The sequence below is a fragment of the Ruegeria sp. CI1 genome, assembly GCF_056536925.1.
Genome location: NZ_JBQFQP010000026.1, coordinates 1 through 14,662 on the forward strand (window position 1 = coordinate 1; position 14,662 = coordinate 14,662).

Below are 14,662 nucleotides of genomic sequence, written 5' to 3' on the forward strand. Positions count from 1 at the left end.
TACAGGAACCCGCGTCGCATGGGCAGATAGGGGATGTCTGCGGCCCAGACCTGATTGGGTCGATCCGCCGGCAAACCGCGCAGCAGATAGGGATAGGTCTTGTGCCCTTTCGCCGCCTTGCTGGTGTTGGGCTTTTGATAGATCGGCATCAAGCCCATCAGCCGCATCAGGCGACGGATGCGCTTCTCGTTCACCAGATAGCCTTCGTTGCGAAGATGCCAGGTCATCTGCCGAACACCAAAGAAGGGCGTTTCCAGAAACTGCTCGTCGATCTGGCGCATCAACATCAGGTTCATCGCCGTCTCGCCCTTGGGCGTGTAGTAAAACGACGACCGAGAGATCGACAGCAGCTTGCACTGCTTGCCAATGGGCAGATTGGTATTGGCAGTCTCAACCATCTTGCGCCTCACTTGCCGATCCTCGGCTTGAGCTTTCGTGACAAAAAATCGTTGGCGACGGCCAGCTCCCCGATCTTCGCATGCAGTTCTTTGACCTGCTCTTCGTCGGTCTCTGGGGACTTCTTTCCGCCGCGTTCAAACACGCCGGACGCACCTTCCAGCAGAGCGCGTTTCCAACTGTCGATCATCGTGGGATGGACGCCAAATTGGCTGGCAAGTTCAGCCACAGTTCGCTCACCCTTCAAAGCCTCAAGCGCGACTTTCGCCTTGAACTCGGGCGAGTGGTTCTTCCGTTTCGACATCTCTGATCTCCTTTTCGTCGAAGATCAGCAGACAACAAATCGTAGCTTACGTCAGTGTCCGAAATTCAGGGGGTAGCTCATGGCGGGTTTAAATCGTTCAGATCCGCTTCGGCTACTCTGGACGGTATTGAGGTTGCGAACATGATCCGAAAGCAGCAGTTCCTCAGCACTACGACATCTGGCTTTCGGAAATTTGCCGAGATCGCAGGATAGGTGTATCCAGTAAGTCGCTACTTTGGCCATTCTAAAAGTTTGCGACACTTCCACACATCCTGCTAATTCCGAAAGCGTCAATGGTCGAAAGTTTGCAACGGAACCCTCTCAACAAACTAAGAACTTGATCTTGCTTCAATCGATCCTAATGCTCGACAACATCTTAGTAACTTCAGATTGGCAATTGAAAGCTACCTATTGATCCTGATTAAGCGACTTGCAATTGTATCTGGTGTCTATGTCTATGCTGCGTCGAACGCACTGCTTTCCGGTGGCCTTGGTCCGGTGAGCCGGGACTATGGCATCACTGAATTTCAAGTCGGTATAATCCTAAGTCTCGGCGCGTTGGCTGTTGTACCCACAGCGCCCCTATGGGGCGTTTTGTCAGAGCGCGTGGGCCGCCGCTTCCTGGTTTTGACCGCTATTCCATTTATTTTGCTCAGTCCGTTGATAATGGCGCTGGTGTTTTCAAACATGTTGGTTCTGGCCACCAGCGCAACGGTCTATACGCTTGCAGTTGCCCGCACCGTAAAGGGTGTGTTCGGTGGGGCGCTCATTCCGTCGACGCTGGCGCTCATTGCTGACACTACAGACAGCAAGACGCGCGTCTCAGGCATGGGTCTTATGGGGGCTTCCGTCAGTTTGGGCGCACTCTCAGGGTCAATGCTGCTCTGGTTGACCGCCGAGCGGGGCATTGCTGTCGGCTTTTTTGCGCTTCTTCTGGCAGGCTTGTTTGCGTTTTTTCTGTCTTTGAAATTTCTTCCGACCTCGCAATTACATATCCCTCCAAGGACGAAAAAACCCATTCGATTGTCTCGTTTCTGGAAGTTCTTTGCGATCACGATGGCAGGCTTTGCTGGCTACACCATGGTTGTTCCTATCATCGGGTTGAAACTAATGGATGACCTGCTGGTGAACAGTACCGAGGCAATGAAATCCACAGGTTATGTTCTCGCAGGTGCAACTCTTTCGTTGACGATATCACAAGTATTTGTGGCAACACGAAAGGGATGGGATGCGCTTAGGTTGCTGCGGTCCGGCAGTATTGGCGCTTTGACCGGAATAGGGGTCATGATTCTGGCCGATGATGTGTTTGTTCTGGCGATTGGCATGATCGCCGTTGGTGCTTCTCTGGGGACAGTCGCTCCTGGCGCGATGGGTGCGCTCAGTCTATCAGCCGACAAAACGGATCAAGGTCGAGTGGCGGGCTTTAATACGGCTTTTCGCGGAATAGGAATTGCGGCCGGGCCGGTTCTAGGCACTGCACTTTACAGTTTCGGTACAGACGCTCCACTTTGGGGCGCATTGGCGCTTGTGTTTTTTGTTGCGGCGTTGAGTTTGTCTTGCCAGAAACCCGATATTTGAGCCGCACAGCCGGAAAGAACCTTCCATTCTTTGAAAAAACTCTACCCGCGTTCACGCGGACCGCTCGCATCTCGTGAACACAGTTCACAGCAAGGCCAACAGCCCCTTGGGATTCGTTATGGTTACGCAGGCGCGTCCGAGCCTAAGCAGTTTTTTGCGTTCCAGTTCCGCAAGGCGAGAAGAAACAACACCGCGCGATAGGTTGGCCATGGTAGCGATTTCTCGGTGTGTGGCATCGACGATCGCTGGAACAGGAGGGTTGGGTTCATACAGCCCGGCCAACCTGGCCAAGACGGCAATAAGGCGTTCATGGCTTCCACGGCGCATGAGATCATGGGCAAAACCGATTGCCCTGTGATGGTTTTGGATCTGGTTCAACAACAGTCGACGCCAAATATCCGGGTAAGTCTCGGCAAAACTCACAAACTCGTTGCTTTTGACAACCAGAATGGTCGAAGGGCGCGTAGCATACGCGCCGATATTACGTCTTTTTATTCCGGCCAGCCGTGCTGCTCCAATCCACACCCCAGGGTGCATCAGAAAGCTTTTTTCGATCACGTTTTCGGTTCCTGCCGACTCGATAGCAATCGAACCCGAGGCCAGCCCGAAGAGGTCTCTGGCAGGATCGTCGATGGAATAAAGTGGCTGCCCGGAGCCAAGCGTAACATGATGAGTAATGCTCAGGAACGCGCCCATCATTTCATCCGACAAGGTTGAAACCCAACCATGCTGCGAAAGATATTTTTTTGCGTCAGCGCTTGAGATGTGCATTCAATTCTGCCTTCTGTCCGAATTCGGACAAATAGATTTATTCTAATGGCTACAGTCAAGGGGCGAATCTGACATTTCAGACATAGGTTTGCGATTCTTTAGGGTGAATGATGTCTTCATTGGAACGGTTTTTTTCTTTCGGCTGGTTCAGGCGGCCTCCTGTGTTTTGGCAGTTTCACCGGGGCATTCAATGCCTCCAGTCCGGCTTGGGTCTGCGAAAATCTGCTGCCGCTCATGGTTCCAGACTGGCAGGCTGCGGGGGACTGACCCGAGTTGATTGGGGCGTTCTGACTGGCCCGGAATCGAAAGTGTGCCGATCCATCACCCATAGCTATTTGCCCACATAGTAAGGAACACCCGATGCAAAAAATTATTCCTTCTCTCGCTGCGACACTTTTTGCGATGGGCGTTTTTGCACAAGAAGCTCCGCCCGAAGCGTCCGATAGTGTTTTGAAGGGGCGCCCCTATTCCCCCTATGCCGACCGCGCGTTTCCGACGCGACCATTGTTCGGCGACACGCATGTCCACACCGCGTTGTCGGCTGATGCGGGAGGCGGTGGAACAACACTTTTGCCACGCGATAGCTATCGACTGGCCCGTGGTGAGCAGGTGATTTCGAACACCGGTCAACCTGTCAAACTCTCTCGTCCCCTGGATTTCTACATGGTCACGGATCATTCTGATGGGATGGGCGCCATTACTGACATTTTGTCCGGTGCGCCCAACATCATGGCCGATGAGCAAGGGCGGCAATTTCATGAAGCCTTTGCCAAAGGCGGACAAGCGGCCCGCATGGCGGCTCAGGAACTCACAAAACAGTTTGCACAAGGCACAATTTCGTCCGAACTCAACTACCAGCCCGGCAATCCGGCTTACAAGCGGGTCTGGGATGATATCATTGCCGCAGCGGAAGAGTTCAACGACCCCGGTGTCTTTACCACCTTCATCGCGTTTGAATGGACCTCATTGGTCTCGGGCAACAATCTGCACCGCAACGTCATTTTTCGAGACGGGCCCGAACGCGCAGGTCAGATTGTACCTTACACCACAACACCGCCAATGGGGTCGAGCAATCCGCGTGACCTCTGGGCTTGGCTCGAGAACTACGAAACGGTCACGGGTGGCGATGTCACCGCAATTCCGCATAACGGCAACCTTTCCAGCGGCATGATGTTCCCGCTGGTCGATGATTTTGCCGATGGTGCACCACTCGATCCGGCATATGCGGAAGCACGCCAAAAGTGGGAACGGCTTTATGAATGGACTCAGTTTAAAGGGGATGGCGAAGCGCATCCCATGCTATCGCCCGAGGACGAGTTTGCCAACTTCGAGACATGGGATTATGGCAATCTCGACGCGACGGTTCGAAAAACGCCCGAGATGCTGCCGGGTGAATATGCAAGGTCTGGTTTGTTGCGTGGGCTGGAACTGGGCGCTGTACTTGGGTCCAACCCCTACAAGTTTGGTGCCGACGGCGCGACGGATACGCATACCGGCCTGACCACGGCGCAGGAAAACAACTTTTATGGAAAATTTACCGCCTATGAACCCAACGGTGAACGGGCGGCGCATGTCGGAAGGACATATCCGAACGGCGATGTTGCGTACGACTCGTCCATCTATTCAGCCGCGGGTTTGACCGCTGTCTGGGCCACGGAAAACACTCGTGGTGCGATCTTTGATGCCATGGAGCGGCGCGAAACCTACGCGACGACCGGATCGCGCCTATCCGTAAGGTTCTTTGGTGGCGATTATGAAGCCGACGCGATGAACCGTCGTGATCTGGCTCAGGTCGGCTACTATGGCGGGGTCCCCATGGGTGGTGATCTTGCCGCGCCTGCGGACGGCGAAGCGCCTGACTTCCTCGTCTATTCTCAGCGTGATCCGTCGGGTGCAAATCTTGACCGAGTGCAGATCATCAAGGGTTGGATCGATGCTGAATCCGGCGAGGCCATGGAAAAGGTCTATGATGTTGCGTGGGGGGGTGACCGGTCTCCGGATGAGAACGGAAAACTGCCGCCGGTTGGCAATACCGTCGACCTGTCGGTTCCGTCCTGGACAAACACCATCGGTGCGCCCGAGCTTGGTGCCGTCTGGACCGACCCGGATTTCGACCCGGCAGAACCCGCATTCTATTATGCCCGGGTCATCGAAATCCCCACCCCACGCTGGACGGCTTATGACGCCGTAAAGTTCGGCGTTCAAATGGCGACTGGTGTTCCGATGATCACGCAGGACCGCGCCTACACCTCACCCATTTGGTACACGCCCAAGAATTAAGGAGTTCGTTTGCAATGAAAAAGCTCATTCCGCTTGCCGTTTCTGCGATTGCTCTGGCAGGGGCGATCCACGCCCAGGACGCGCCGGCCGTTGCTCCTGTAGGCGACTACTCGCCCTATCCGTCACAGGACTTTCCCAATCAGGTCTTCTTCGGCGACACTCATCTGCACACGACCTATTCGGCCGATGCGGGTCTGATCGGCAACACGCTCGGACCCGACGAGGCCTATCGCTTCGCCAAGGGTGAGACAGTCACGTCCTCGACCGGCCTGCCCGCGCGCCTTGCGCGGCCGCTGGATTTTCTCGTCGTTGCCGATCATGCCGAGAACCTTGGAACTGCACCTCTTTTGGCGTCTCGCGACCCGCGACTGCTTGAAACGGAGTATGGCCAATCGCTGCTCGCGGCGGTCGATGCGGGCGATCTCCCGCGCGCGTGGGAAATCTTCTCGCTGACCAAGGCCTCGGGCGAGGATCCGCTGGCAGATGTGCCCGGCCTCTATGACAGCGTCTGGCAGGAGATCACGGCGGCGGCTGAGCGCCACAACCAACCCGGCGCCTTCACCGCCTTCATCGGGTTTGAATGGACGTCTACCTTCGACCGATCCAACCTGCACCGCAACGTCATCTATCGGGGCGGCAAGGAAAACGCTGATACCCGGCTGCCGTTTTCGGCCTATGACAGCGTCGATCCTGAAGACCTTTGGGATTGGATGGCAGCATACGAGGCCGATACCGACGACCGGCTGCTCGCGATCCCCCACAACGGCAACCTGTCAAACGGGTTGATGTTCGACACCGTGAAGCTCGGAACCGATGAGCCTCTCGATGCCGACTACGCGGAGCGCCGTGCAAGGTGGGAGCCGCTCTACGAGGTGACGCAGATGAAGGGCGACGGCGAGGCGCATCCGATGCTGTCGCCGGACGATCAATTCGCCGATTTCGAGACATGGGACAAGGGGCAACTGGGCCCAAATCCCAAGACGCCCGAAATGATCCCGAATGAGTACGCACGCGAGGCGTTGAAGCAGGGGCTGGCCTATCGCACTGAGCTTGGCGTCAACCCGTTCAAGTTCGGCATGATCGGTTCGACCGACAGTCACACCTCGCTGACGAGCGCGCAGGAGGACAACATGTTCGGCAAGGTCGTGGCCCTCGAACCCACCGCCGACCCGATCCGCTTCGAAGAGGTCGTGGGCGGCATCGGCGGCGACGAGAGCGTCGCGCAATATGCATGGGAGACCTCCGCCTCTGGTCTAGCTGGGGTCTGGGCGCGAGAGAACACCCGCGAAGCGATCTGGGACGCAATGATGCGCAAGGAGGTCTACGCGACCACCGGAACGCGCATCCGGGTGCGCGTCTTTGCCGGGTACGACTTTCAGGAATCTGACCTTCCTCGGTCAGACTTCGCCGCGTACGGCTACTTAAATGGTGTTCCGATGGGTGGTGAATTGGCAAGTGGGGACGGTCGTGCGCCGCGAATGCTCATCCGCGCTTTGCGAGATCCGGATGGTGCCAATCTGGACCGCATTCAGGTCATCAAAGGCTGGCTGAATGCGGATGGGACAACAAGCGAAAAGGTGTTCGATGTCGCCTGTAGTGGCCGCGACCTCGTTGATGAGATGTGCGATGGCGACGTCGGCAATACAGTGGACGTGGACGCCGCAACCTACACAAACGACATTGGACAACCCATTCTCGCAGCCTTTTGGGAAGACCCGGATTTCGATCCGGCGCAATCGGCCTTTTACTATTTGCGCGTTCTGGAAATTCCGACCCCGCGCTGGACCACATATGACCGCAAGTTTTTTGGTGTCGATTTGCCCGAAGGCGCACCGCTGACTATTCAGGATCGGGCATATACGTCGCCCATTTGGTACACGCCCTGATCCCAAACCCAAAATGCGTTCCCAAAAAGAAGGAACGGCGCAAAGTCTGCATAACTCTGCAAGAACGAGGTGACAAAATGAGAAACGAAAAGTGCGGCCTGCGCCCCGGGCTTTGCGCCGCAGCTCTGGCGACGACGATGATCCTGCCGGTCAATCCCGCCGGTGCGGTTGAGGGTGGAATCGGGGCTTATTTCCTTGGCACGCGAGATACGTTTGCCGGGTTTGTTCCTGAGCCTGGGACCTATGTAAGTCTTAGCTTTGACCATCTTGAGGGAAGTGTTGAGGGCATTTCAGTTGGCGGCCTGCCCATTGCTGCTGACGCGGATCTTGAGCTCAATCTGTGGCGGCTGAGCGCCACTCAGGTCTTTGAGGCGCAGGTTTTTGGCGGAACGCCCGCAGTAAACCTGACCGTCCCTTTTCCGTTCGCTGATCTGACCTTCACTGCGATTAGACCGCCCTTGCAGGGGGCAAGCATCGACGACAGTGTGTCCGGCTTCGGAGATCTGACATTGACCGGGATGGTCGGTTGGCACAGAGGCAACCTCCACTATAGCACGGGAATGTCAGTCTATGCACCGACAGGAAATTATGACACGGCATCAATCAACTTTCAGGAGCGGACAATTGATGCTCTGTCTGTCGGTAAAAACGTCTGGTCCTTCCAACCCTATTTCGCCGCGACCTGGTTCGTCCCGGAGCGCGGGTTCGAGGCTTCTGGCGCGATCAGCTTCCTGCTCAGCGAAAAGAACAGTGCAACCGATTATCAGACCGCACCGGCCCTACAGCTGGAAGGGGCGGTAGTACAACGCTTCCGTTCCGGGTGGGGCGTAGGGCTTGCCGGATACACCTATCAGCAACTGGATGACGACAGCGGACGCGGCGCCGAGTTTACCAAAATAGCACTCGGGGCCAGTAGCCTGCGCGCACGGGTTAGTGGTATCGGCCCACTGGTAACGTTCCAAGGCGGCACGTTGCTGGGTGCCGAGGCGTCGCTAAAGCTGAAGTACACGCATGAATTCGCAGCCAAGAGAAGATTGGAGAGTAATGTTTTGTCTGCTGTGGTTTCGTTGTCTTTCTGAACGGTTCCAATGGAAGGCAGATTGCGATGATGCGTAATGTGAACGGATTCAGAGGCATTTTGCGGGCGGCTGCTCTTGCCATGTTGCCAAGTGCGTCTGTTGTTCATGCGCAGGAAAACTCGGAGTCTTTGCAAAGTGCGGCCAATGATCCAACAGCATCGATCATGTCTCTTCAGCTGCAGGGCTTTCATTCGTATGACCTGCACAATTCCCCTGAGGACAGCAGCCTGTTGCAGTTTCGTGCTGCAATTCCGTTTTCGCTTGGGCAAACCAATCATATTGCCCGGATAACAATCCCCTACATTACCGATAGCGCAAACGGACAGTCCGGTATCAGCGACACGACCCTGTTTGACCTTATGACTTTTGATCGGCGTTGGGGCCGTTTCGGCGTGGGCGCGGTGGCTCTGTTCCCGACTGGTGAAGATGGTTTGAGTGCTGAAAAATGGGCTCTGGGACCAGCGGCCGGTTTTGCAAAACAAGAGAAATGGGGGCTTTGGGGACTATTCAACCAGAACCTGTTCACCGTTGCCGGAGATAACGACCGGCCAGATGTCAACCTGTCGACGTTGCAACCCGTGTTCAACTACAACCTCGGCAATGGCTGGTCCGTCGGAACATCCGAGATGGTGTTTGTCTATGATTGGGAGGCCGGTGATTTCAGCAGCCTGCCGCTGGGGGTCAAGGTATCCAGGCTGGTTCGCGGCGATGGCCTGCCCTGGCAATGGACGCTTTCTTACGAACATAACTTTGACGACGACGCGATTTCGGCGGCCGACACGGTGAGCTTTACGTTGAAACTCTTGGTGCCCAAGGGCCGCTGAAGAAATGGACAATGATCTGATGAATGTAAGTTGGCGAACGACACATCCTCCACACATGGTAGAGCCACAGGCGCATCGCCAAAGCCTGTTCCGGCGAATTGCCACGGAACCATTTGTTCATTTTGCGCTTCTCAGCCTTGCAATCTTTGGCTGGTTCAAACTTGCACAACCGGGCGACTGGTCTACGGATCCGGATCCACGGGTCATCATCATCGATAAGCGTCAGATCGATGTCCTGGCTGGTCAGTTTGAAGACACCTGGCGGCGCCCTCCGACGGCGGAAGAGCTGGCCAATCTGAAAGAGGATTGGCTGAACCGCGAAGTGCTGGTGCGCGAGGCTCTGGCGTTGGGTTTGGATGGCAATGATGAGATCATCCGCAACAGGTTGGTGCAGAAGATGAACTTCCTTCTGACATCCGAGGCGGGCGCGGCCCGCCCGGAGGATGAGGTGCTGCAGACCTACCTGTCGGACAATGCCGAGGCGTTCACGACCCCCGCACGGATTGCGGTCAGCCTTGTGTATCTGGGACAAAACCCAAACGACACGTTTGTCGACCAGACGCGTACGCGTTTGGCGGCAGGGGAAGATCACCGCCAGTTGGGTCAGGCGTCACTGCTTCCGACAGGGTTTGATCTGAGCGCCCGCACCTCAGTTGATGGCAACTTTGGAACGGGTTTCTTTGATCAGCTGCAGCCCTTGCCGCTGGGTGAATGGAGCGGACCTGTTCAATCGTCCTTCGGTCTTCACATGGTTCGGCTGGACAACATATGGGATGCCGTCTTGCCGCCATTTGGCGCGATCCGTGATCGTGTTCTAGCGGATTGGCGCGAGAAGCAGGCCGAGCGCGCGACGGAGGTGTTCATAGAAAATCTGCGATCCACCTATGTGATTGAGGACCTTGGGGCAACGGGCACGCCCGCGGGTGAGCCATGAGGCATCTTCTGCCCTTGATCGCGCTGCTGGTGGGGCTTTTGGTGCCCGCCTTTAGCCATGCCCACGCGCTGGAGCCGGGGTATCTTGAGGTCTCGCAGGAGACCGACAGCGACTGGCACGTCTTTTGGCGCAAGCCGGATGTTCGCGGGGCGCCGATGGATATCGACGTTGCGCTTCCGGATGTCTGTACCGCGCCAACTTTTGAGGCGCCAGTTTTTGACGGTCGCGCCTGGAAGCAAGTCTGGCGCATGACCTGTACCGAAGACCTGCGTGGCAACACGATACGGATCAACAAGCTTGAGGCGCAAAGAACAGACGTCCTGCTGCGGGTGGGATATCTGGACACGGTAAACATGGCGACCTTCCGCCTGACCCCCGACGCACCTGCTGTGACGCTGCCCGCGCAACAGGGGCTTATCCAGACGCTTTGGCAATATGGCGTGTTGGGCTTTGAACATATCCTCGAAGGCTGGGATCACCTGCTTTTTGTCTTCGCCTTGCTGGTTCTTATTCGCAACCTACGCCAGCTCATCTGGGCGGTGACCGCTTTCACCGTCGCGCATTCGATCACGCTGGGGCTGGCCACTTTCGGCGTGCTGAACGTACCCGGCCCGCCGGTCGAGGCGGTGATTGCCCTGTCGATTGTCTTTCTGGCGACTGAGATGCTGCGCTCTGACGACAAATCCAAGACGCTGGCCAACCGTTTCCCCTGGGTGATTTCCTTTGGGTTCGGCCTGCTGCACGGTCTGGGCTTTGCCGGAGCGCTGGCCGAGATTGGCCTGCCCGAGCAAGACATCCCGGCGGCCTTGCTGGCGTTCAATCTTGGGGTCGAGGCCGGGCAGCTCGCCTTCATCTTTGCAGTGCTGGGCGTGTTCGTGACGGTCAGGAAGGTGGCGCAAGCGGTTTGGGGCTGGTCTTTGGCGCAATGCCCGTCACGCCAAATCCTTGGATATCCCATCGGATGCATCGCTGCGTTTTGGCTGGCCGAACGGCTGGCCGGATTTTGAACAAAAGAAGGAAGGAGAAGGGACAATGATGAAAATACTTGGAAGGGTTATGCTGGTCGTCACTATCGCGCTTGCCGGCTGCGATATGGTCGATCCGGATTGCACGCCGGAAAAAGCCGCGAAGCGTCAGGTCCAGCAGGCGACGATCGGCGTCAGCACCAACCGATGCACACCGGCTGAGACTGCACGCGATACCGCAGGTGTCGACGGATAAGGAATTCGAGCGCTCCAAAGCACTGGATGAATCGTGAGTGGTGAAGAAGTGACGCCCGGTATTGTCCTACAGAATCCGTAGTCACTGTGCCAGGTTTTGGATGTTCGGATCGGTTCCCCGCTTGAACCTCGTAAAGCGGGGAACCGTCAGATTTTAGTCTTGAAACACCCGGATGGGCCGGAGGCGACATGCGCTGGAAAGGGCGACGGACAAGCAAAAACATCGACGACCGGCGCCATGGGTCCAGTGGTATGTCTCGTTCCGGAATGGGCGGTGCCGGATTGATTGTGGTCCTCGTGATCGGCCTGCTTTTTGGTGTTGATATCACGCCGTTTCTGAGTGGCGGAGGTCAGGTTGCTCCTCCGCAAGCGAACGCGCCGGTGCAGATTGACGATGAAACCGAAGAGTTTGTGGCCGTCGTCCTTGCAGATACCGAAGCGATCTGGGGCGAGATATTCAGAGACTCGGGTATTCAATACACGCCTCCGGTACTGGTCCTGTTTGCAGGCAGAACTCAGTCGGCGTGTGGGCGCGCGATGTCCGCGACCGGTCCATTCTATTGCCCGGTCGATCAGCGCGTCTATCTCGATACGTCTTTCTTTAGGGTGATGGAGCAACGCCTGGGCGCGCGAGGTGATTTTGCCAAAGCCTATGTCATCGCCCATGAGGTGGCCCATCACGTTCAACACAGCCTGGGGATTCTGGACCAGGTGAACCGAGCCAAACAACGGTCAAGTCAGGCCGACGCGAATGCCCTTTCGGTTCGCGTGGAACTTCAGGCGGACTGCTACTCGGGAGTTTGGGCGCGGGCTATGGATCAACGCTTTGGGGTGCTGGAACCCGGTGACATCGAAGAAGCGCTCAAAACGGCCGCTGCCATCGGGGATGACGCACTGCAACGCGCTCAACAAGGCGTTGTGGTCCCAGACAGCTTTACCCACGGCACCAGTGAACAGAGACAAAACTGGTTTAACCGGGGCTACAAATCCGGAAACCCCAACAGCTGCGACACCTTCGCCGCAAGACAGCTCTGAATTTCAAGGAAAACCAATGAAACCATGCTGATAGCAGCTGTCTGTACGACCATGACGCCTGCATTGGGATCAATTGCAGCGCTCTCCATTTCCGGCGCGCTGGGATCCGAGGTCGCAGCCCAACAATGCGGCTCGTCCGGCGATCTGATCTATATCGGACGGACGCGTGGCGAGGCATCCTCGGTGTGGTTGTCCACAACCGCACGGGGCGATTTTCGTCTGGAAGAGGCGCACGGAAACACGACCGTCGACACCTGGAGCCAAAGCCGCAGCGGGCCTCATCTGTCCTTTTCACCGTTTGTCTCAAACGGGTCAGGCGGCGTGCATCGGCTGTTTGAAGTCGGTGCCGCTCCAAACGGACGTGATTGCCTGGTTGATACGCGAAACCAAAGAAGGAACTGGTCGCTTCCGGGCCGGCCGCCCGGCGGCGGTGGGGGAAATCCTGGTGGCCCCGGTGGCGGACCAGGTGGTGGCGGAAGCCCAGGTGGACCTGGCGGTGGAGGCGGTAACCCCGGAGGAGGGGGTGGCAATCCCGGCGGTGGTGGAACTGGCGGAAGGCCCGGCGGCAGTGTACCAGGAGGTGGATTTGTGGGTGTCTTGCCTACGGCGGGCAGCACACGTTTTGAACGCTCTGCTGAAGCCAGGGAACAAAGACCGTGCACGACAGATCCCAATGGCAAACTGGACCCGGCCCTATGTGATCCGCTTGTGACGCCGCCCCTGACCGAAGGGCGCGATTTTGCACCGCCCACCCCGTGGAACGTCTGGACAAATTTCACTTTTACGCAAGTCGAAGACACCCGCGGCGTTCGGAACTTAGATGTGAACGATCGCTATTTCGCGGTGAGCATCGATCGCCTTGTGACGCCTGACCAAAACAAATTTTTCTGTGCTCTCCCCATTACTCTAGCCAAATGAACGCAAATTTCGGTAATCTGTAACCAGAATGTTGAGGGGCAGCGTAACGAGAATGTCGAGTCTGGTAACCAAAATATGCACCAGCGTATGCCCGCGGGGCAGGGTTCCGAATTGCGGCTTTTCACCCCAACAGATCGGCCGCCGGGTTTTCCGCAATATTGACGTCGTCGTAGTATTTCTGTGCCTGGGCCATTGAGCGGTGCAGCGACAGGCGCACGGCAGCCTGGATCGGGGCACCGTCCAGAGCCGCCTGGGTCAGGAAGCCGGACCGTAGCCCGTGGGAGCGTGTTGCACAAATCGTTTCCAATGCGTAGCTGGTCCTTCGAATTGACTGCGGGATGCTGGGATGCCTTTCAAATTCAATGCGTCGCGGCGAGATAAGTTTGCGAAGGCAAAATACCGTGTGACGAACTGGGCCGAATACGACGAGGCGCTCCGCCTGCGTGGTGACGTAACGGTCTGGTTTGGCGAGGACGCGGTGTCTGGATGGTGCGCCATGCGCAAAGGAAAGCGCGGCGGTCAGCAGCTATACTCCGATCTGGCGATCGAGATGTGTCTTACCTTGCGCGTGGTGTTCGGCCTGCCGCTTCGGCAAACGCAGGGCTTTGTGCGCAGTCTGCTGCAGCTCATGGAACTGGATCTCCCCGTGCCGGATTACTCGACGCTCTGCCGGCGTGCGCAAACGCTTCTGATCGTGTCTGACATTCGCACGGCCGGTGGACCGATCACGCTGGTTGTGGACAGCACCGGGTTGCGTGTCCACGGTGGCCGCGACTGGATGCGGGAGAAGCATGAGCTGCCAAAGGCCCGCAAGACATGGCGCAAACTGCATATCGGGTTCGACCCGGAAAGCGGCGAGCTCGTCGCGTCACGCCTAACAACCGAGCATGTCGGAGATTCCGGCGCATTGCCTGATCTTCTTGCCGAGGTGGCCGGTCCCGTTCACCGTTTCATCGCAGACGGTGCTTATGGCGGTACACCAACCGCCGCAACGATCCGACAGGCTTTCGGTGCGGATGTCGAGCTGATCATTCCCCCGCCGAAGAACGCCGTTCCCGGAGAGTGCGCCGCACGCAACGCTCATATCGACATGATCGCCAAGGGCGGTCGTATGGCCTGGCAGAAGGCCACTGGCTATGGCCAAAGATCACGCGGCGAGGCCCAGATCGGGCGTTACAAACAAGTCAATGGATCAGAGCTGCGTAGCCGCAAATTGGAGACCCAGACAACCGAAACCAAGATCGCTGTCAAAGCCCTCAACCGCATGACCCGTCTAGGTCGTGCGACCTATGAACGTGCCGCATAACGAACCGGGGAAAGGGGCAATGGCGTGCCCCCATCGGGTGGTCCGGTTTGATGGTTAGTGCATTGTCGGCCTTTGGTCTATCGGAACGATGCTTTCTGGTGCTGGCGGACGATATGCCAAAGCGCTGTGCG

Annotated in this window: 15 protein-coding genes and 1 pseudogene; 12 read left to right on the forward strand and 4 right to left on the reverse strand. The window is 57.1% G+C overall.

Features of this window, described 5'->3' with window-relative positions; translation table 11 throughout:
* Both ACR0LZ_RS20890 and ACR0LZ_RS20895 read right to left on the reverse strand, forming a co-directional pair.
* The coding region (locus ACR0LZ_RS20890; RefSeq protein ID WP_480752161.1) for an IS3 family transposase at positions 1-398 on the reverse strand (398 nt) is incomplete at its 3' end.
* Positions 399-406: 8 nt separating this feature from the next.
* Positions 407-700, reverse strand: coding sequence for a transposase (locus ACR0LZ_RS20895; protein ID WP_480752162.1), 294 nt, complete (start codon positions 698-700; stop codon positions 407-409).
* An 84-nt stretch (positions 701-784) separates the two neighbouring features.
* Between ACR0LZ_RS20895 and ACR0LZ_RS20900 the strand changes: the two are divergent.
* Both ACR0LZ_RS20900 and ACR0LZ_RS20905 read left to right on the forward strand, forming a co-directional pair.
* Positions 785-913: pseudogene (locus ACR0LZ_RS20900) on the forward strand (IS6 family transposase); the annotation flags it as partial.
* A 177-nt stretch (positions 914-1,090) separates the two neighbouring features.
* Positions 1,091-2,278 carry an MFS transporter gene (locus ACR0LZ_RS20905; RefSeq protein ID WP_480752163.1) on the forward strand — a complete coding sequence of 396 codons (1,188 nt, stop codon included), beginning with the start codon at positions 1,091-1,093 and terminating at the stop codon, positions 2,276-2,278.
* A gap of 84 nt (positions 2,279-2,362) precedes the next feature.
* Here the strand turns inward: ACR0LZ_RS20905 and ACR0LZ_RS20910 are convergent, their stop codons facing one another.
* The gene (locus tag ACR0LZ_RS20910) at positions 2,363-3,049 is read right to left on the reverse strand and encodes a Crp/Fnr family transcriptional regulator (RefSeq protein ID WP_480752165.1); all 687 of its coding nucleotides are present in this window, start codon (positions 3,047-3,049) and stop codon (positions 2,363-2,365) included.
* 360 nt (positions 3,050-3,409) lie between these two features.
* Between ACR0LZ_RS20910 and ACR0LZ_RS20915 the strand changes: the two genes are divergently transcribed.
* The 9 genes from ACR0LZ_RS20915 to ACR0LZ_RS20955 all read left to right on the forward strand — a co-directional run bounded on the left by ACR0LZ_RS20915 (position 3,410) and on the right by ACR0LZ_RS20955 (position 13,019).
* On the forward strand, positions 3,410-5,329 hold the full coding sequence (locus tag ACR0LZ_RS20915; protein WP_480752167.1) for a DUF3604 domain-containing protein: 1,920 nt from the start codon (positions 3,410-3,412) through the stop codon (positions 5,327-5,329).
* 14 nt (positions 5,330-5,343) lie between these two features.
* A complete protein-coding gene (locus tag ACR0LZ_RS20920) occupies positions 5,344-7,215 on the forward strand; it encodes a DUF3604 domain-containing protein (protein WP_480752169.1) in 1,872 nt (623 codons plus the stop codon).
* A gap of 77 nt (positions 7,216-7,292) precedes the next feature.
* Entirely contained in the window at positions 7,293-8,294 is a 1,002-nt protein-coding gene (locus tag ACR0LZ_RS20925) for a SphA family protein (RefSeq protein WP_480752170.1), read from the forward strand.
* Between the two features lie 164 nt (positions 8,295-8,458).
* Positions 8,459-9,118 (forward strand): hypothetical protein, encoded by a 660-nt coding sequence (locus tag ACR0LZ_RS20930; RefSeq protein ID WP_480752171.1) that lies wholly within the window; start codon positions 8,459-8,461, stop codon positions 9,116-9,118.
* Positions 9,119-9,122: 4 nt separating this feature from the next.
* Positions 9,123-10,052: a peptidyl-prolyl cis-trans isomerase gene (locus ACR0LZ_RS20935; protein ID WP_480752172.1), complete on the forward strand. Its 930-nt coding sequence runs from the start codon at positions 9,123-9,125 to the stop codon at positions 10,050-10,052.
* Positions 10,049-11,059, forward strand: coding sequence for a HupE/UreJ family protein (locus ACR0LZ_RS20940; RefSeq protein ID WP_480752174.1), 1,011 nt, complete (start codon positions 10,049-10,051; stop codon positions 11,057-11,059). The genes ACR0LZ_RS20935 and ACR0LZ_RS20940 overlap by 4 nt, the downstream gene beginning before the upstream one ends.
* 25 nt (positions 11,060-11,084) lie before the next feature.
* Positions 11,085-11,273 carry a hypothetical protein gene (locus ACR0LZ_RS20945; RefSeq protein WP_480752175.1) on the forward strand — a complete coding sequence of 63 codons (189 nt, stop codon included), beginning with the start codon at positions 11,085-11,087 and terminating at the stop codon, positions 11,271-11,273.
* A gap of 188 nt (positions 11,274-11,461) precedes the next feature.
* On the forward strand, positions 11,462-12,307 hold the full coding sequence (gene ypfJ / locus ACR0LZ_RS20950; RefSeq protein ID WP_480752176.1) for a KPN_02809 family neutral zinc metallopeptidase: 846 nt from the start codon (positions 11,462-11,464) through the stop codon (positions 12,305-12,307).
* Positions 12,308-12,641: 334 nt separating this feature from the next.
* Entirely contained in the window at positions 12,642-13,019 is a 378-nt protein-coding gene (locus tag ACR0LZ_RS20955; protein ID WP_480752178.1) for a hypothetical protein, read from the forward strand.
* A 327-nt stretch (positions 13,020-13,346) separates the two neighbouring features.
* Here the strand turns inward: ACR0LZ_RS20955 and ACR0LZ_RS20960 are convergent, their stop codons facing one another.
* Positions 13,347-13,532 (reverse strand): hypothetical protein, encoded by a 186-nt coding sequence (locus ACR0LZ_RS20960; RefSeq protein WP_480752180.1) that lies wholly within the window; start codon positions 13,530-13,532, stop codon positions 13,347-13,349.
* Between the two features lie 39 nt (positions 13,533-13,571).
* On the opposite strand from ACR0LZ_RS20960, the gene ACR0LZ_RS20965 reads away from it, so the two are divergent.
* Entirely contained in the window at positions 13,572-14,531 is a 960-nt protein-coding gene (locus ACR0LZ_RS20965; RefSeq protein WP_480752181.1) for an IS5 family transposase, read from the forward strand.
* Positions 14,532-14,662: the final 131 nt, after the last annotated feature.

What these genes read in the sequence shown, in the direction of transcription:
- ACR0LZ_RS20895 (WP_480752162.1), bottom strand. Translation starts at nt 700, where the DNA reads ATGTCGAAACGGAAGAACCACTCGCCCGAGTTCAAGGCGAAAGTCGCG.
- ACR0LZ_RS20910 (WP_480752165.1), bottom strand. Translation starts at nt 3,049, where the DNA reads ATGCACATCTCAAGCGCTGACGCAAAAAAATATCTTTCGCAGCATGGT.
- ACR0LZ_RS20915 (WP_480752167.1), top strand. Translation starts at nt 3,410, where the DNA reads ATGCAAAAAATTATTCCTTCTCTCGCTGCGACACTTTTTGCGATGGGC.
- ACR0LZ_RS20920 (WP_480752169.1), top strand. Translation starts at nt 5,344, where the DNA reads ATGAAAAAGCTCATTCCGCTTGCCGTTTCTGCGATTGCTCTGGCAGGG.
- ACR0LZ_RS20925 (WP_480752170.1), top strand. Translation starts at nt 7,293, where the DNA reads ATGAGAAACGAAAAGTGCGGCCTGCGCCCCGGGCTTTGCGCCGCAGCT.
- ACR0LZ_RS20930 (WP_480752171.1), top strand. Translation starts at nt 8,459, where the DNA reads ATGTCTCTTCAGCTGCAGGGCTTTCATTCGTATGACCTGCACAATTCC.
- ACR0LZ_RS20935 (WP_480752172.1), top strand. Translation starts at nt 9,123, where the DNA reads ATGGACAATGATCTGATGAATGTAAGTTGGCGAACGACACATCCTCCA.
- ACR0LZ_RS20940 (WP_480752174.1), top strand. Translation starts at nt 10,049, where the DNA reads ATGAGGCATCTTCTGCCCTTGATCGCGCTGCTGGTGGGGCTTTTGGTG.
- ACR0LZ_RS20945 (WP_480752175.1), top strand. Translation starts at nt 11,085, where the DNA reads ATGATGAAAATACTTGGAAGGGTTATGCTGGTCGTCACTATCGCGCTT.
- ypfJ (WP_480752176.1), top strand. Translation starts at nt 11,462, where the DNA reads ATGCGCTGGAAAGGGCGACGGACAAGCAAAAACATCGACGACCGGCGC.
- ACR0LZ_RS20965 (WP_480752181.1), top strand. Translation starts at nt 13,572, where the DNA reads ATGCCTTTCAAATTCAATGCGTCGCGGCGAGATAAGTTTGCGAAGGCA.